Raw genomic sequence first — 14,763 nt, 5'->3', positions numbered from 1 at the left:
TTCTCACCCAACCACATGGCAAACACACATCCAGTAGTTAAGATGATCACAGAAGTGAAATAGAACATAAATCCTCTTGGAAGGATATAGGCCTCTGGTGGTACACCTAAGGCGTCAAGACCAATAAGGTAACTCGGCGCTTGTACCAAACAGATCGCGATGGTCAACCAACGCGTGATCTGAGTGATCTTCTTACGACCACTCTCTCCTTCTTTCTGTAATTTCTGCAAATAGGGAACTGCGATCTGCATCAGCTGTACCACAATCGAAGCCGAGATGTACGGCATGATCCCCAAGGCAAAAACCGAAGCGTTGGCAAAAGCCCCTCCGGTAAATGCGTTTAGAATCGCTCCGATTCCTCCGCCTTCAAACTTTCCAGAAAACTCGGCCAATTGTGCCGCATCGATGTTAGGAAGTACTACTTGAGCACCGAATCGATACACCAACAAAAGACTCAACGTTACCAGAATGCGGTTGCGCAGTTCTTCTATTTTCCAAACATTCTTTAAGGTTTCAATAAACTTCATCCTTAGTAATGTATTACAGCGTTATGGCTTCTCCACCAGCAGCTTCAATAGCTTGCTTAGCAGTAGCCGTAAATTTATGAGCAGTTACGGTCAATTTGGCTTTAAGTTCTCCTCTTCCTAAAATCTTCACTAAATCATTCTTATGAGCCAATCGCAACGCTACCAATTCTTCGATTGAAACGCTGTCTTTGATCTTCTTGTCGTCAACCATTTTCTGTAGGGTATCCAAGTTGATTCCTTGGTACTCTTTGCGGTTGATATTTTTGAAACCAAACTTAGGTACACGACGTTGTAGTGGCATTTGTCCACCTTCAAATCCTAATTTCTTAGAATATCCTGAACGTGACTTGGCCCCTTTGTGACCACGGGTAGCAGTTCCTCCTTTGCCGGAACCTTGCCCGCGACCTACGCGCTTGCCTTTGCCATGTACTGAACCTTCGGCTGGTTTTAAGTTGCTTAAATCCATGAGTAATATCTTAGTTGGCTTCTACAGAAACCAGGTGTTGTACTTTGTTTATCATGCCAAGAATATTTGGCGTGTTCTCGTGCTCAACGGTTTGCCCAATCTTGTGCAATCCTAAGGCCTCCAACGTTCTCTTTTGATTCTGAGTACGGTTGATTGCAGAGCGAACTTTGGTTACTTTAATCTTTGCCATTCTTGTGCAATTTATCCTTTAAACAATTTTTCCATTGAAATACCGCGCTGCTTGGCTACCGTCTGCGCACTGCGCATTTGCAACAAAGCATCAAAAGTAGCCTTTACCACATTGTGTGGGTTAGACGAACCTTGCGACTTAGAAAGTACATCGTGTACTCCTACGGCTTCCAATACTGCACGTACAGCACCACCTGCGATTACCCCGGTACCGGGAGCAGCTGGCATAAGGTTTACACGAGCTCCGCCGTATTTACCTTTTTGTTCGTGAGGTAGTGTAGCCTTGTTCAATGGGATACGTACCAAGTTTTTCTTAGCGTCTTCAACAGCCTTAGCGATAGCGCTAGCCACATCCTTAGATTTTCCAAGTCCGTGTCCAACAACACCATTCTCGTCTCCTACTACTACAATAGCAGAAAATCCGAAAGCTCTACCCCCTTTGGTTACTTTAGTTACCCGTTGTACGCCTACCAAACGATCTTTAAGCTCAAGACCTCCTGGTTTTACTAATTCTACGTTTTTATAATCTTTGTACATATCTTAGAATTTTAAGCCGCCTTCACGGGCTCCTTCGGCTAATGATTTTACTCTTCCGTGGTATAGATATCCACCGCGATCGAATGAAACTGATTCAAGACCAGCCTTCACTGCTTTCTCTGCGATAGCTACACCCACTGCCTTAGCAGTTTCTGATTTGTTTGCTCCACTGATTCCTTTGTCACGAGATGAAGCTGCAGTGATAGTCACTCCGTTCACATCGTCAATCAATTGAGCATAGATCTCTTTATTACTTCTGAACACAGCAAGTCTAGGACGCTGTGCGGTACCTGCAACAGTTTTGCGAATACGGTTGCGGATTCTCTCTCTTCTGTCTGATTTTGATAATGCCATAACCTAACTGTTTATGCAGATTTACCTGCTTTTCTTCTAATTTGTTCACCGACAAACTTGATACCTTTTCCTTTGTAAGGCTCTGGCTTGCGGTAGCTGCGGATCTTAGCCGCTACTTGACCAACAAGTTGCTTGTCGTGAGATGTTAATTTGATGATCGGATTCTTTCCTTTTTCAGAAATAGTCTCCACTTTCACCTCAGGAGCAATGTCCATAACGATGTTGTGTGAAAATCCGATGGCTATGTCTAGTTTCTGACCCTGGTTGCTTGCGCGGTATCCTACCCCTACAAGTTCCAACTCTTTGGTCCAACCTTCTGAAACACCAAGCACCATATTTGCGATAAGTGCGCGGTACAATCCGTGCTTAGCGCGGTGGTCTTTATGATCTGAAGGACGCTCCACAGTTACCTGACCGTCTTCTACCTTTACGGTGATATCGCTCAGCTCCTGTGTTAACTCGCCTAACTTCCCTTTTACTGTAACAGCGGTCCCGTTTACTTCTACGGTTACACCGTCAGGGATTGCTACTGGGCTTTTTCCTATTCTTGACATGGTTTTAGTCTCTTTTTAATATACGTAACAAAGTACCTCTCCACCTACATTCTGGCCAGTAGCTTGCTTACCGGTCATTACTCCCGCAGAAGTAGACACGATTGCAATTCCTAAACCATTCAATACTCGAGGCATCTCGTTGGCACCGGCATACTTACGTAGACCTGGTTTACTAATTCTTTGAATCTTCTTGATCACTGGATCTTTGGTAAGCTTGTCATATTTCAAAGCGATCTTGATAGTTCCCTGAGGACCTTGCTCGTCTTCGAATTTGTAGCTTAAAATGAATCCCTGATCGAAAAGGATCTTAGTGATCTCTTTTTTCAAGTTAGAAGCAGGTACTTCTACCACACGGTGGCCAGCAGCTACTGCATTTCTAACACGAGTCAGATAATCTGCGATTGGATCTGTTGTCATTTATAATTAATTGCGGTGAGGGTTTCCTTTCTTGTTTTAGGACCTTCCACCAGTTAAACGTTTACCAGCTTGCTTTACGAACTCCTGGAATCAAACCTTTGTTGGCCATCTCTCTAAACATTACACGAGAAATTCCGAATTGTCTCATGTAACCCTTAGGACGTCCTGTAAGCTTGCAACGGTTGTGCATGCGTACTGGAGAAGCGTTCTTAGGAAGCTTTTGCAATGCTTCGTAATCACCAGCCTCTTTTAACGCCTTACGCTTCTCAGCATATTTGGCAACTAGTTTGGCTCTTTTTACCTCGCGGGCTTTCATTGATTCTTTAGCCATCTCTTAGTTCTTTTTAAAGGGTAATCCCAGTTCAGTTAATAATGATTTCGCTTCTTTGTCGGTCTCTGCAGAGGTTACAAAAGTGATGTTCATCCCCTCGATCTTACGCACCTTGTCGATGTCGATCTCTGGGAAGATGATCTGCTCAGTAACTCCTAAAGAGTAGTTTCCACGTCCGTCAAAACCTGTAGCCTTGATTCCGTTGAAATCGCGAACACGTGGCAATGCCGATGTGATCAAACGATCAAGGAATTCGTACATGCGCTCTCCGCGCAAAGTAACCATGGCTCCAATTGGCATTCCCTTACGCAACTTAAATGTTGCAACGTCTTTCTTAGAGATCGTTTGGATAGCCTTTTGACCAGTGATGGTTGTCAACTCTTCTACCGAGTACTCGATAAGTTTCTTGTCAGCCACAGCAGCACCAATACCTCTGGATACTACAATTTTCTCCAATTTTGGTACCTGCATTACGTTAGCATACCCGTACTCATCGGTAAGGGCGTTCATCACGCGGCTTCTGTATTCTTCTTTAAGTCTTGGTGTATAGCCCATAACTAAATTACTTCATTAGATTTCTTGGAAAAACGTACTTTTTTCCCGTCATCCATTCTGTATCCTACACGTGTTGCATCTCCCGATTTAGGGTCGATTAGCGACAGGTTAGAAATGTGAATGGCAGCTTCTTTCTCTACGATGCCTCCCTGAGGATTGTTAGCGCTAGGCTTCTGGTGCTTCTTTACAAGATTCACACCTTCAACGATAGCTTTATTGGCATCAGCCATAACGCGTAGCACCTTACCTTCTGATCCTTTGTGGTCTCCAGCAATTACTGTTACGTTATCTCCTGTTTTAATTTTCAGCTTTGTCATTTGTCTGATCGATTAAAGCACTTCTGGTGCCAATGATACAATCTTCATGAATTGCTTATCGCGAAGCTCTCTCGCAACTGGTCCAAATACACGAGTTCCGCGCATTTCTCCAGTAGCGTTTAACAGTACACAAGCGTTGTCATCAAAACGGATATAAGATCCATCAGGACGACGCACTTCCTTCTTCACACGTACTACCACAGCGGTAGAAACGGTTCCTTTCTTTACTGTACCGTTTGGAGTGGCTTCTTTCACGGTAACTACAATCTTGTCTCCAATCGACGCATAACGACGCTTGGTTCCTCCCAATACACGAATGGTAAGTACTTCCTTAGCTCCTGTATTGTCTGCTACTTTTAGTCTTGATTCCTGTTGTACCATGATTACTTAGCTCTTTCAATGATTTCTACTAGTCTCCAACACTTCGATTTACTCAACGGACGTGTTTCCATGATACGTACAGTATCACCTTCGTTACAGTCGTTTTGCTCGTCGTGGGCAACGTACTTTTTAGTCTTAAGTACGAATTTTCCGTACATCGGGTGCTTTACTTTCTTCACCTCAGAAACAACGATAGATTTCTCCATCTTGTTAGAGGTTACTACCCCGATACGCTCTTTTCTTAAATTTCTTTTTTCCATCTTTCCGCTTTCGTACTTACTGTACTTCTCTTTTAGTTAGTTCGGTCTGAATTCTAGCGATAGTGCGACGTTGCGCTCTAAGCTGAATCGGATTCTCCAACGGTGAAATGGCGTGAGCCATCTTAAGATCTGTATAAGCCTTTTTTGACTCTACAAGCTTTTCTTGTAGATCGGCGGTAGATGCTTCTTTAATCTCTACTTGTTTCATCTCTTAATTAATTACGCCTGAAAATCTCGGGACACAATGAACTTTGTTTTAACGGGAAGCTTTTGAGCGGCCAAACGAAGTGCTTCTTTAGCTACTTCAAATGGTACACCTGATACTTCAAACAACACTCTACCGGGTTTAACAACTGCAGCCCAGTGATCCACAGCACCTTTACCTTTACCCATACGTACTTCGAGTGGTTTTTTGGTAATTGGCTTATCTGGGAAAATCATGATCCACATTTGTCCTTCCCGCTTCATGTAACGTGTAGCGGCAATACGCGCAGCTTCTATTTGACGTGAAGTCAAGAAATTAGCATCTAAAGATTTAATTCCGAAGGTACCGTAAGAAAGTTGGTTTCCACGTCCGGCATTGCCTTTCATGCGCCCCTTCTGTTGCTTGCGGAATTTGGTTCTTTTAGGTTGTAACATGTCTAAATGTCTTTAATAATTACTTTCTGCGACGAGATTTGTTTCCTCCGCGACCACCGCCACCTTTGCCTTGCTTCTTAGCAAGACCAACTAGTGGAGATAGCTCTCTCTTTCCATATACCTCGCCTTTCATGATCCACACTTTTACACCCAATCTACCATAAGTAGTGTGGGCTTCAACTAGTGCATAATCAATATCAGCTCTAAAGGTCGATAATGGGATACGGCCGTCTTTGTAAGACTCCGTACGCGCCATTTCAGCACCGTTAAGACGTCCAGCGATCTGGATCTTGATTCCTTCAGCGTTCATTCTCATTGCCGCAGCGATAGCCATTTTGATGGCACGACGGTAAGAGATTCTGCTTTCGATCTGGCGAGCAACACTAGCAGCCACTAGGTGTGCGTCCAATTCTGGTCTCTTGATCTCGTAGATGTTAATCTGTACTTCTTTCCCGGTGATCTTCTTAAGCTCTTCTTTCAACTTGTCTACCTCTTGACCACCCTTACCAATAATGATACCTGGGCGAGCCGTTGTGATAGTAACGGTTACAAGTTTAAGCGTACGCTCAATAATTACACGTGACACACTAGCTTTAGATAAACGAGCGTGAACGTACTTTCTAATCTTGTCATCCTCGGCCAATTTGTCACCGTAATCACGGCCACCGTACCAGTTAGATTCCCATCCTCTGATAATTCCAAGGCGATTTCCGATTGGATTTGTTTTCTGTCCCATTTACTTTCTAGCTTTGTGAGTTATCGTTTGCTCCTAGTACCAAGGTTACATGGTTAGAGCGTTTTCTAATTCTATGCGCGCGTCCCTGCGGTGCAGTACGCAAACGCTTAAGCATGCTAGCGCTGTCTACGCGGATCTCTTTTACAAAAAGATCTGCAGACTCAACATCAGCTTCTTCGTTCTTGGCTTGCCAGTTAGCGATGGCCGAAAGCAAAAGCTTTTCTAAACGACCAGCAGCTTCTTTTTGGCTGAAGCGCAATATGTTCAACGCCTTGTCTACTTTCTCTCCGCGGATCAGGTCTGCTACCAGACGCATCTTGCGAGGGGAAGTAGGGCAGTTATTCAACTTAGCAAAAGCCATGTTTCTTCTGGCTTCTTTCATTTGCTCGGCTCTTTCTCTTTTACGAACTCCCATGGCGTATTATTTTTTTCCTTTGTTTTTAGCCCCCGCGTGACCTCTAAAGGAACGCGTTGGTGAAAACTCTCCTAGTTTATGACCTACCATGTTCTCTGTTACGTAAACAGGAACAAACTGACGTCCGTTGTGAACGGCAATGGTCTGACCAACAAAATCAGGAGTGATCATAGAAGCGCGAGACCAAGTCTTGATAACGCTTTTCTTGTTCGACTCAACATTCTGTTGAACTTTCTTCTCTAATTTATAGTGAACGTAAGGTCCTTTCTTTAATGAACGTGCCATATCTTATTATTTCTTTCTACGTTCTACAATGTACTTATTACTCGCTTTCGTCTTAGAACGGGTTCTAAATCCTTTCGCAGGAATACCATTTCTAGAACGTGGGTGACCTCCAGAGGACTTCCCTTCACCACCACCCATTGGGTGATCTACTGGGTTCATCACTACTGGTCTAGTTCTTGGACGACGACCCAACCAACGGCTGCGTCCTGCCTTACCAGATACCAACAACTGGTGGTCACTGTTAGAAACAGCTCCGATAGTTGCCATACAAGTCACTAAAATCAAACGGGTCTCACCAGAAGGCAATTTCACGGTAGCGTACTTTCCGTCACGAGCCATAAGCTGCGCGAAAGCACCAGCACTACGCGCCATAACAGCTCCCTGTCCTGGACGTAGTTCAATACATGAAATAATAGTACCTAATGGAATATCCGATAACGGCATAGCGTTCCCGATCTCAGGAGCTACTTTAGAACCAGACACTACGTTCTGTCCTACTTTAAGGCCGTTTTGGGCAATGATGTAACGCTTTTCACCATCCTGATAGTTCAACAGGGCGATAAACGCAGTTCTGTTCGGATCATACTGAATAGAGGCAACAGTACCAGGAACTCCGGCTTTGTCTCTCTTAAAATCGATGATTCGATACTTTCTTTTGTGACCACCACCTTTGTAGCGCATGGTCATTCTTCCTTGACTGTTTCTACCCCCAGAACGTTTTTTCGGAGCCAATAGGCTTTTCTCCGGCTTGTCAGTAGTAATGGCGTCAAAACCATTAACTACTCTAAATCGCTGTGCTGGGGTGACAGGCTTTAATTTTCTTACTGACATTATTGTCGTTTTAGTTTTCTAGAAATTCTAGATGTTACTGTAAAAATCAATTGTATCACCTTCCGCCACCTGTACAAGTGCTTTTTTGTAAGCATTTGTTTTACCAGTTTGCATCCCCGTACGCGTATAACGAGTACGACGATCTGGGCGGACATTTATTGTGCGAACTTTAGTAACAGAAACGCCGTAAGCAGCCTCAACTGCCTTCTTAATTTCTACCTTATTCGCCGTCGGAGCTACCTCAAATCCGTAGACGTTTAATTCTTCTACAGCTGCAGTAGCCTTTTCCGTAATAATGGGTTTTATTAAGACACTCATCGCTTCTTATTTACTTAAGTTTGTTTCAATTCCTTCCAAAGAACCTTCAAATAACACTACGTTACTTGCGTTCATAATTTTGTAAGTGCTTAACTCTGAATTAGTTACAACTTCTGCACCTTTTAAATTACGAGACGACAAATATAGGTTATTATTTGACTCTCCCAACACGAATAGAGACTTTTTGTTTTCAAGTCCCAGATTCTTAATCACTTGAGAGAATTCCTGAGTCTTAGGAGAATCCATTTGGAAATCCTCTAGTACCAGGATGGCCTTATCGTTAGCCTTCATCGTCAAAGCTGATTTACGAGCCAGACGCTTTAGGTTTTTGTTCAGCTTAAAGCGGTAGTTTCTCGGTCTTGGTCCGAAGATGCGACCCCCTCCTTTAAATACAGGAGATTTGATACTACCAGCACGAGCGGTACCCGTACCTTTTTGCTTTTTGATCTTACGAGTAGAACCTGCGATCTCAGCGCGCTCTTTAGACTTGTGAGTCCCTTGACGCTGATTAGCTAGGTATTGCTTTACATCTAAGTAAACAGCATGCTCATTAGCCTCTACTGCGAAAACCTCCTTAGACAAGGTTACTTGTCTTCCGGTTTCTTTTCCGTTCTTATCTAATACTGCTACTTTCATTATTTCTGAATGGTTACGTAAGCGTTTTTGTGTCCAGGTACACACCCTTTCACAACAAGTAGATTCTTTTCAGGAACTACTTTCAATACACGCAAGTTTTGAACTTTTACTTTCTCGTTGCCCATCTGACCTGCCATGCGCATTCCTTTGAATACACGTGCAGGATAAGATGCCGCACCAATAGAACCAGGAGCACGTAGTCGGTTGTGCTGACCGTGAGTGGCCTGTCCAACCCCGCCAAATCCGTGGCGCTTTACTACCCCTTGGAATCCTTTTCCTTTTGATGTACCTGATACATCAACAAATTCTCCTTCAGCGAAGTGTTCTACGGTGATTGTATCACCTAGTTTATACTCCTCTTCAAATCCTTGGAATTCGGCGACTTTACGTTTTGCAACGGTTCCAGCTTTCTTGGCGTGCCCAGCGGCAGCCATGTTTGCCTTTTTAGCGTCATCGAAACCAAGCTGAAGAGCTTCATACCCGTCAACCTCTGTGGTTCTGACTTGGGTAACAACACAGGGACCTGCTTCAATTACGGTACAAGGGATGTTCTTCCCGTTCTCGTCAAAGATGCTGGTCATTCCTATCTTTCTTCCTATTAACCCAGACATAATTATTAATTGTTATTTACTTATTTATTTCGAAGCTCTTACGCTTCCTATTTCAAAAAAATTCAGGGTCAAAATACTTTCAACCCTGAATGTATTTTTCTCCGTTTTTCCCTCGACAACCGCTCGGGACATGTTACAGACAGTACCAGCCTGTCTGCTTGCGTTTCACTTAGACTTTGATCTCTACTTCAACACCGCTTGGCAATTCAAGCTTCATCAAAGCATCAATGGTCTTAGAAGAAGACGAATAGATATCCAAAAGGCGCTTGTAAGAGCTCAATTGGAACTGTTCGCGAGACTTCTTGTTCACGTGAGGTGAACGCAATACGGTAAAGATCTTTTTGTGTGTAGGTAGTGGAATTGGTCCAGTTACTACAGCACCAGTACTCTTTACGGTCTTTACGATTTTTTCAGCAGATTTGTCTACCAAATTGTGATCGTAAGATTTAAGCTTAATTCTTATTTTCTGACTCATCTGTTGAATATTATACGTTAGCAGTTCCTCTAGCAGCAGCGATCACTTCTTCTGAAATGTTAGAAGGAGTTTCTGCATAGTGAGAGAATTCCATAGTTGAAGTCGCACGACCTGAAGAAAGGGTACGCAACGTAGTTACATAACCAAACATTTCAGAAAGTGGCACCTCGGCTTTAACAACCTTGGCTCCTGCGCGATCTCCCATATCGTTAACTTGACCACGACGGCGGTTCAAGTCACCTACGATATCACCCATGTTCTCTTCTGGAGTAATAACCTCTAGCTTCATGATTGGCTCAAGGATCACAGCACGTGCAGCTTTAGCAGCAGCTTTGTAACCTAGTTTTGCAGCCAATTCGAAAGATAGAGAATCCGAATCCACAGGGTGGAAGGAACCGTCTTTCAAAGTAACTTTCATAGAATCCATTTCGAAACCAGCCAAAGGACCGTTCTTCATGGCATCTCTAAATCCTTTCTCAACCGCTGGAACATATTCTTTTGGTACGTTACCACCTTTGATCACGTTTACAAACTCAAGACCAGTTTTGGTTTCGTCCTCAACAGGCTCCATTGTAAATACGATATCGGCAAACTTACCACGACCACCAGATTGCTTCTTGTAAACCTCTCTGTGATCTGCAGATTGTGTGATTGCTTCTTTGTACTCTACCTGAGGCTGTCCTTGGTTTACTTCAACCTTGAACTCGCGCTTCAGACGGTCAACAATGATATCCAAGTGAAGCTCACCCATTCCAGAGATAATAGTCTGTCCAGAAGCCTCATCAGTACGTACGGTGAAGGTTGGATCCTCTTCAGCCAATTTACCAAGAGCAAGACCTAGTTTGTCTACATCTGCCTTAGTTTTAGGCTCTACCGCGATACCGATTACAGGATCTGGGAACTCCATACTCTCAAGTACGATTGGATTCTTCTCGTCAGATAAGGTATCACCAGTTTTGATGTCCTTAAATCCAACAGCTGCTCCAATATCACCAGCTTCAATATATTCGATAGCGTTTTGCTTGTTCGAGTGCATTTGGTAGATACGTGAGATACGCTCTTTCTTACCTGAACGGTTGTTCAATACGTAAGATCCTGCATCAAGACGTCCAGAGTACGCTCTAAAGAAAGCCAAACGACCTACGAATGGGTCAGTAGCGATCTTAAATGCAAGGGCAGCAAATGGCTCCTTTACATCTGGCTTACGTACTTCTTCCTCTTCAGTATCAGGGTTAGTACCTACAATACCTTCCTTGTCTGTTGGAGAAGGCAAGTAACGACAAACAGCGTCCAATAGGAACTGAACACCTTTGTTCTTAAATGCTGATCCACAAACCATAGGAATGATACTCATATCCATTACAGCGGCACGCAATGCAGCGTGTACTTCTTCTTCTGTAATGGAGTTTTCATCTTCCATGAACTTCTCCAAAAGGTTCTCGTCGTAAGCAGCAACTTCTTCAATAAGTTGTCCGCGCAACATAGCAGCCTCTTCTTTAAGCTCTTCAGGAATATCGATAACGTCAAAAGTAGATCCTTGAGTTTCATCATGCCATACGATAGCACGGTTCTTTACAAGGTCAACGATACCTTTAAAGTCTGCCTCATCACCAATGTTCATTACAATTGGTACTGCGTTAGACTTCAACATGTCTTTTACCTGCTGACATACCGCCATAAAGTTTGATCCTTGACGGTCCATCTTGTTCACAAAACCGATACGTGGTACTTTGTAGTTGTCTGCCAAACGCCAGTTGGTCTCAGATTGAGGCTCAACTCCGTCTACTGCAGAGAACAAGAATACCAATCCATCAAGTACACGTAAAGAACGGTTTACCTCTACGGTAAAGTCAACGTGACCCGGAGTATCGATAATGTTGAAGTGATAGCCCTTAGTGTCTGGAGTTGGCTTTCCGTTCTCTAACGGGAAGTTCCAAGTACAAGTAGTTGCAGCAGAGGTAATTGTAATACCACGCTCCTGCTCTTGCTCCATCCAGTCCATGGTTGCAGCACCATCGTGTACTTCACCAATTTTGTGACTAACACCAGTATAATAAAGGATACGCTCAGTTGTAGTTGTCTTACCCGCATCAATGTGGGCAGCGATCCCGATATTTCTAGTAAATTTTAAATCTCTTGCCATTTTATGTCTTAGAATCTAAAGTGTGAGAATGCTTTGTTTGCTTCTGCCATTTTGTGTGTATCCACACGCTTCTTAACAGCAGCCCCTTCTTCCTTAGCCGCAGCTAGGATCTCTGCAGCCAATTTCTGAGCCATTGACTTCTCATTACGCTTACGCGCAAAAAGGATCAACCACTTCATTGCTGTAGAAACCTTGCGGTCTGGTCTGATTTGCATTGGGATCTGGAACGTTGCTCCTCCCACTCGACGGCTACGTACCTCTACGTGAGGCATTACGTTAGATAGAGCGTCTTTCCAAAGCTCTAAAGCCGTTTTCTCGTCGTCTTGTTTTTTCTGATCTACGATATCGATCGCATCGTAGAATATCTTGAACGCCACAGATTTTTTACCGTCCCACATCAACATGTTCACAAAACGTGTAACTAGTTGATCGTTAAACTTTGGGTCTGGTAAAAGCGGACGTTTTTTCGCTTGTCTTTTTCTCATGTCTTCGTCTTAACGGGTGTTAATTTACTTCTTTGGGCGTTTCGCTCCGTACTTCGATCTACGTTGTAGACGGCCTTCAACACCAGCGGTGTCAAGTGCTCCACGTACAATGTGATAACGAACTCCCGGCAAATCTTTTACCCTTCCTCCTCTAACCAATACTATCGAGTGCTCTTGTAGATTGTGTCCTTCTCCAGGGATGTAGGCGTTCACTTCCTTACCATTGGTAAGACGCACACGTGCAACCTTTCTCATTGCTGAGTTAGGTTTCTTAGGTGTGGTAGTGTACACACGAGTACATACCCCTCTTCTTTGAGGGCACGAATCCAAAGCAGCCGATTTGCTCTTCTTGGTTATTTTGGATCTTCCTTTTCGTACTAATTGTGAAATTGTTGGCATAAAATCCTTTGTTATACTTTTTTTAAATTCTAAAAGGCCCTTTTTAAGGGCATGCAAAGGTAGAAATATTATTCTAGTATTCAAACGTATAGTCTGTAATTTTCAAAAGCTTACATTTTGATAACTTGATTTATATGAAAAACCGAACACTTGCGTTAGTTTTACAGAGCTAATAGCAGGGATTTTGAACCGATTTTTTAAACGCGCTTTATACCTTAATATATATATACTATTCTGCGGATTGGTCTCGGCCCAGAATTTTAAACTAGAAATTGAGGTTATTCCCAATACCGAATCAGACCTTGTTCAAAACCTAATTGGCCCTGAAGAATTCCCAGATCTTCTCAGCATGAATCAAGCTGCAGAAGCAGCGGCAGAAAACTTGCGCAAAGGCGGTTACCTCAATCTGGAGTATACCACCCCAGTCAAATCACAGGACAGCATTTATACAGCGACGTTCAATTTAGGAGTTCGTGTGACTCGATTTAAAATTGATCACAGCCTTTCGGGCATCCCATTAAAGGATCTGGAAAAATTATTTTCAGAAGTAGACAGCAATACCATCTCCATAGACTTCGAAGACCTCGAAGCGAGTATGCAAGCCATCACGGATTATCAAAATAGCTTGGGCAATGCTTTTGCGGCCGCCCAACTCGTCAACCTGGATTTTGAGGATCCGCAAACCATGCGCGGCACCCTCAGCATAGAATCGGGAACAGCTCGCTCCTTAGACAAGATAATCATCAAAGGTTACGAAAAGTTCCCGAGATCCTATTTGAAATATTTTGCCGGCATAAAAACTGGCGGCGTATTTGATCGCAGTAAATTACTCAAAGATTATGAAGCCATAGAAAGTCTTCCCTTTGTCACAAGCACTAAAGCACCTGAGGTTCTATTCCGACCAGACAGCACAGAGGTATACCTTTATTTAAAGAAGCGTTCCAGCAACAGCTTTGATGGTATCCTGGGATTTGCCAATAGCGAGAATGATTCCAAGATCATTTTTAACGGCTACCTCGATCTGGAGCTCCGCAACAATTTGAACTTCGGAGAGGAGATCCGTCTCAATTACAAAAGCGACGGCCGCGACCAACAAAATTTTAGAGTGGCCACTTCTCTACCTTATTTATTTAAGACGCCCTTAGGAGTTGATTTGGAATTGTACATCTTCAAACGCGATTCCAGTTTTGTCACCGTTGAGCAAAAAGCACAAGTGCATTACCAAATCAATCCGCGCTTACGCGCTTTAGCCGGTTATACCCATTTTGAATCCAACAATCTTTTAGAGGAAACTTTGACCGCTAACAACATTGACGATTATACTTCTGATTTTGTTCTAGGAGGATTGCAATACCAGATTCCGCAACCGAGTTTACTCTTCCCCAACAAAACACGTTGGGAGCTCAAAGGACAAGTCGGCAATCGAAGCGCCTCAATGACCAGCGACCAAGTCAAGATCAGCTTTGATGGATATTACATCTTAGACCTGAATGACAATAACTCTATCTTTCTAAGAAACACTACAGAGACCTTAATAAGTGACAACTACCTCACCAATGAGTTGATGCGCTTTGGAGGCATCACCTCTATACGAGGCTTTGACGAGAATAGCATTGACGCCCAGTTCTACTCCGTACTCAATACCGAATACCGCTATTTAGTCAACCCTGGACTCTATGTGCATAGCATTGCGGATGTTGGATACCTCGAAAACGAACTCAATCAAACTCAAGAAGAGTTGATTAGCTTCGGAATTGGACTTGGATTTTTATCTAAAGCAGGGGTATTTAAGATCAATATCGCAAACGGAAAAACAGGGTCACTTCCCTTCTCATTTTCGAACACGAAAATCCACCTCAGTTTACGCTCAAATTTTTAGGAAAACCGCCTTAACACAGGGGT

At 43.4% G+C, this 14,763-nt stretch carries 26 protein-coding genes; 1 reads left to right on the top strand and 25 read right to left on the bottom strand.

Annotation, left to right across the window (positions count from 1 at the left end; all coding sequences use genetic code 11):
• The 25 genes from ACSLP7_RS08415 to rpsL form a co-directional block, all read right to left on the bottom strand.
• The coding region (locus ACSLP7_RS08415; RefSeq protein WP_435578874.1) for a preprotein translocase subunit SecY at positions 1 to 527 on the bottom strand (527 nt) is incomplete at its 3' end.
• Between the two features lie 13 nt (positions 528 to 540).
• Positions 541 to 993: a 50S ribosomal protein L15 gene (rplO, locus tag ACSLP7_RS08410; protein WP_272831787.1), complete on the bottom strand. Its 453-nt coding sequence runs from the start codon at positions 991 to 993 to the stop codon at positions 541 to 543.
• A 10-nt stretch (positions 994 to 1,003) separates the two neighbouring features.
• Positions 1,004 to 1,183, bottom strand: a complete 180-nt coding sequence (rpmD, locus tag ACSLP7_RS08405; RefSeq protein ID WP_272831786.1) for a 50S ribosomal protein L30 — start codon at positions 1,181 to 1,183, stop codon at positions 1,004 to 1,006.
• Between the two features lie 11 nt (positions 1,184 to 1,194).
• On the bottom strand, positions 1,195 to 1,719 hold the full coding sequence (gene rpsE / locus ACSLP7_RS08400; RefSeq protein WP_435578873.1) for a 30S ribosomal protein S5: 525 nt from the start codon (positions 1,717 to 1,719) through the stop codon (positions 1,195 to 1,197).
• Positions 1,720 to 1,722: 3 nt separating this feature from the next.
• Entirely contained in the window at positions 1,723 to 2,073 is a 351-nt protein-coding gene (gene rplR / locus ACSLP7_RS08395) for a 50S ribosomal protein L18 (protein WP_272831784.1), read from the bottom strand.
• A gap of 11 nt (positions 2,074 to 2,084) precedes the next feature.
• A complete protein-coding gene (rplF, locus tag ACSLP7_RS08390; protein WP_435578872.1) occupies positions 2,085 to 2,627 on the bottom strand; it encodes a 50S ribosomal protein L6 in 543 nt (180 codons plus the stop codon).
• A gap of 15 nt (positions 2,628 to 2,642) precedes the next feature.
• The gene (rpsH, locus tag ACSLP7_RS08385) at positions 2,643 to 3,044 is read right to left on the bottom strand and encodes a 30S ribosomal protein S8 (RefSeq protein WP_435578871.1); all 402 of its coding nucleotides are present in this window, start codon (positions 3,042 to 3,044) and stop codon (positions 2,643 to 2,645) included.
• Positions 3,045 to 3,105: 61 nt separating this feature from the next.
• Positions 3,106 to 3,375: a 30S ribosomal protein S14 gene (gene rpsN, locus ACSLP7_RS08380; RefSeq protein ID WP_087524618.1), complete on the bottom strand. Its 270-nt coding sequence runs from the start codon at positions 3,373 to 3,375 to the stop codon at positions 3,106 to 3,108.
• A gap of 3 nt (positions 3,376 to 3,378) precedes the next feature.
• Positions 3,379 to 3,930 carry a 50S ribosomal protein L5 gene (gene rplE, locus ACSLP7_RS08375; RefSeq protein WP_435578870.1) on the bottom strand — a complete coding sequence of 184 codons (552 nt, stop codon included), beginning with the start codon at positions 3,928 to 3,930 and terminating at the stop codon, positions 3,379 to 3,381.
• Between the two features lie 2 nt (positions 3,931 to 3,932).
• Entirely contained in the window at positions 3,933 to 4,247 is a 315-nt protein-coding gene (gene rplX / locus ACSLP7_RS08370) for a 50S ribosomal protein L24 (RefSeq protein ID WP_087524616.1), read from the bottom strand.
• 12 nt (positions 4,248 to 4,259) lie between these two features.
• Positions 4,260 to 4,628, bottom strand: a complete 369-nt coding sequence (rplN, locus tag ACSLP7_RS08365) for a 50S ribosomal protein L14 (RefSeq protein WP_272831780.1) — start codon at positions 4,626 to 4,628, stop codon at positions 4,260 to 4,262.
• A 2-nt stretch (positions 4,629 to 4,630) separates the two neighbouring features.
• Positions 4,631 to 4,888 carry a 30S ribosomal protein S17 gene (gene rpsQ / locus ACSLP7_RS08360; RefSeq protein WP_087524614.1) on the bottom strand — a complete coding sequence of 86 codons (258 nt, stop codon included), beginning with the start codon at positions 4,886 to 4,888 and terminating at the stop codon, positions 4,631 to 4,633.
• A 16-nt stretch (positions 4,889 to 4,904) separates the two neighbouring features.
• The gene (gene rpmC / locus ACSLP7_RS08355) at positions 4,905 to 5,096 is read right to left on the bottom strand and encodes a 50S ribosomal protein L29 (protein ID WP_435578869.1); all 192 of its coding nucleotides are present in this window, start codon (positions 5,094 to 5,096) and stop codon (positions 4,905 to 4,907) included.
• An 11-nt stretch (positions 5,097 to 5,107) separates the two neighbouring features.
• Complete coding sequence (gene rplP / locus ACSLP7_RS08350; protein ID WP_435578868.1) at positions 5,108 to 5,527, bottom strand: 50S ribosomal protein L16; 420 nt, start codon at positions 5,525 to 5,527, stop codon at positions 5,108 to 5,110.
• A 19-nt stretch (positions 5,528 to 5,546) separates the two neighbouring features.
• Entirely contained in the window at positions 5,547 to 6,263 is a 717-nt protein-coding gene (gene rpsC, locus ACSLP7_RS08345; protein ID WP_087524611.1) for a 30S ribosomal protein S3, read from the bottom strand.
• Between the two features lie 7 nt (positions 6,264 to 6,270).
• Positions 6,271 to 6,678, bottom strand: a complete 408-nt coding sequence (gene rplV, locus ACSLP7_RS08340) for a 50S ribosomal protein L22 (RefSeq protein WP_435578867.1) — start codon at positions 6,676 to 6,678, stop codon at positions 6,271 to 6,273.
• Positions 6,679 to 6,684: 6 nt separating this feature from the next.
• On the bottom strand, positions 6,685 to 6,963 hold the full coding sequence (gene rpsS / locus ACSLP7_RS08335; RefSeq protein WP_087524609.1) for a 30S ribosomal protein S19: 279 nt from the start codon (positions 6,961 to 6,963) through the stop codon (positions 6,685 to 6,687).
• A gap of 6 nt (positions 6,964 to 6,969) precedes the next feature.
• Positions 6,970 to 7,794 (bottom strand): 50S ribosomal protein L2, encoded by an 825-nt coding sequence (gene rplB / locus ACSLP7_RS08330; RefSeq protein ID WP_272831777.1) that lies wholly within the window; start codon positions 7,792 to 7,794, stop codon positions 6,970 to 6,972.
• Positions 7,795 to 7,821: 27 nt separating this feature from the next.
• Positions 7,822 to 8,112, bottom strand: coding sequence for a 50S ribosomal protein L23 (gene rplW, locus ACSLP7_RS08325; RefSeq protein ID WP_272831776.1), 291 nt, complete (start codon positions 8,110 to 8,112; stop codon positions 7,822 to 7,824).
• 6 nt (positions 8,113 to 8,118) lie between these two features.
• Entirely contained in the window at positions 8,119 to 8,748 is a 630-nt protein-coding gene (rplD, locus tag ACSLP7_RS08320) for a 50S ribosomal protein L4 (protein ID WP_435578866.1), read from the bottom strand.
• The gene (rplC, locus tag ACSLP7_RS08315; protein WP_272831774.1) at positions 8,748 to 9,359 is read right to left on the bottom strand and encodes a 50S ribosomal protein L3; all 612 of its coding nucleotides are present in this window, start codon (positions 9,357 to 9,359) and stop codon (positions 8,748 to 8,750) included. The genes rplD and rplC overlap by 1 nt, the downstream gene beginning before the upstream one ends.
• 169 nt (positions 9,360 to 9,528) lie before the next feature.
• Complete coding sequence (gene rpsJ, locus ACSLP7_RS08310) at positions 9,529 to 9,834, bottom strand: 30S ribosomal protein S10 (RefSeq protein WP_010181931.1); 306 nt, start codon at positions 9,832 to 9,834, stop codon at positions 9,529 to 9,531.
• A gap of 10 nt (positions 9,835 to 9,844) precedes the next feature.
• The gene (fusA, locus tag ACSLP7_RS08305; RefSeq protein ID WP_272831773.1) at positions 9,845 to 11,977 is read right to left on the bottom strand and encodes an elongation factor G; all 2,133 of its coding nucleotides are present in this window, start codon (positions 11,975 to 11,977) and stop codon (positions 9,845 to 9,847) included.
• Between the two features lie 8 nt (positions 11,978 to 11,985).
• Positions 11,986 to 12,462, bottom strand: coding sequence for a 30S ribosomal protein S7 (gene rpsG / locus ACSLP7_RS08300; protein ID WP_272831772.1), 477 nt, complete (start codon positions 12,460 to 12,462; stop codon positions 11,986 to 11,988).
• A gap of 24 nt (positions 12,463 to 12,486) precedes the next feature.
• Positions 12,487 to 12,861, bottom strand: coding sequence for a 30S ribosomal protein S12 (rpsL, locus tag ACSLP7_RS08295; RefSeq protein ID WP_087524602.1), 375 nt, complete (start codon positions 12,859 to 12,861; stop codon positions 12,487 to 12,489).
• Between the two features lie 184 nt (positions 12,862 to 13,045).
• Here rpsL and ACSLP7_RS08290 point away from each other — a divergent pair, with 184 nt between their 5' ends.
• Positions 13,046 to 14,740, top strand: a complete 1,695-nt coding sequence (locus tag ACSLP7_RS08290; RefSeq protein ID WP_435578864.1) for a POTRA domain-containing protein — start codon at positions 13,046 to 13,048, stop codon at positions 14,738 to 14,740.
• Positions 14,741 to 14,763: the final 23 nt, after the last annotated feature.

Source organism: Gilvibacter sp., assembly GCF_965601605.1.
GTDB lineage: Bacteria > Bacteroidota > Bacteroidia > Flavobacteriales > Flavobacteriaceae > Gilvibacter.
This window is presented reverse-complemented; position numbering and strand designations above follow the sequence as displayed.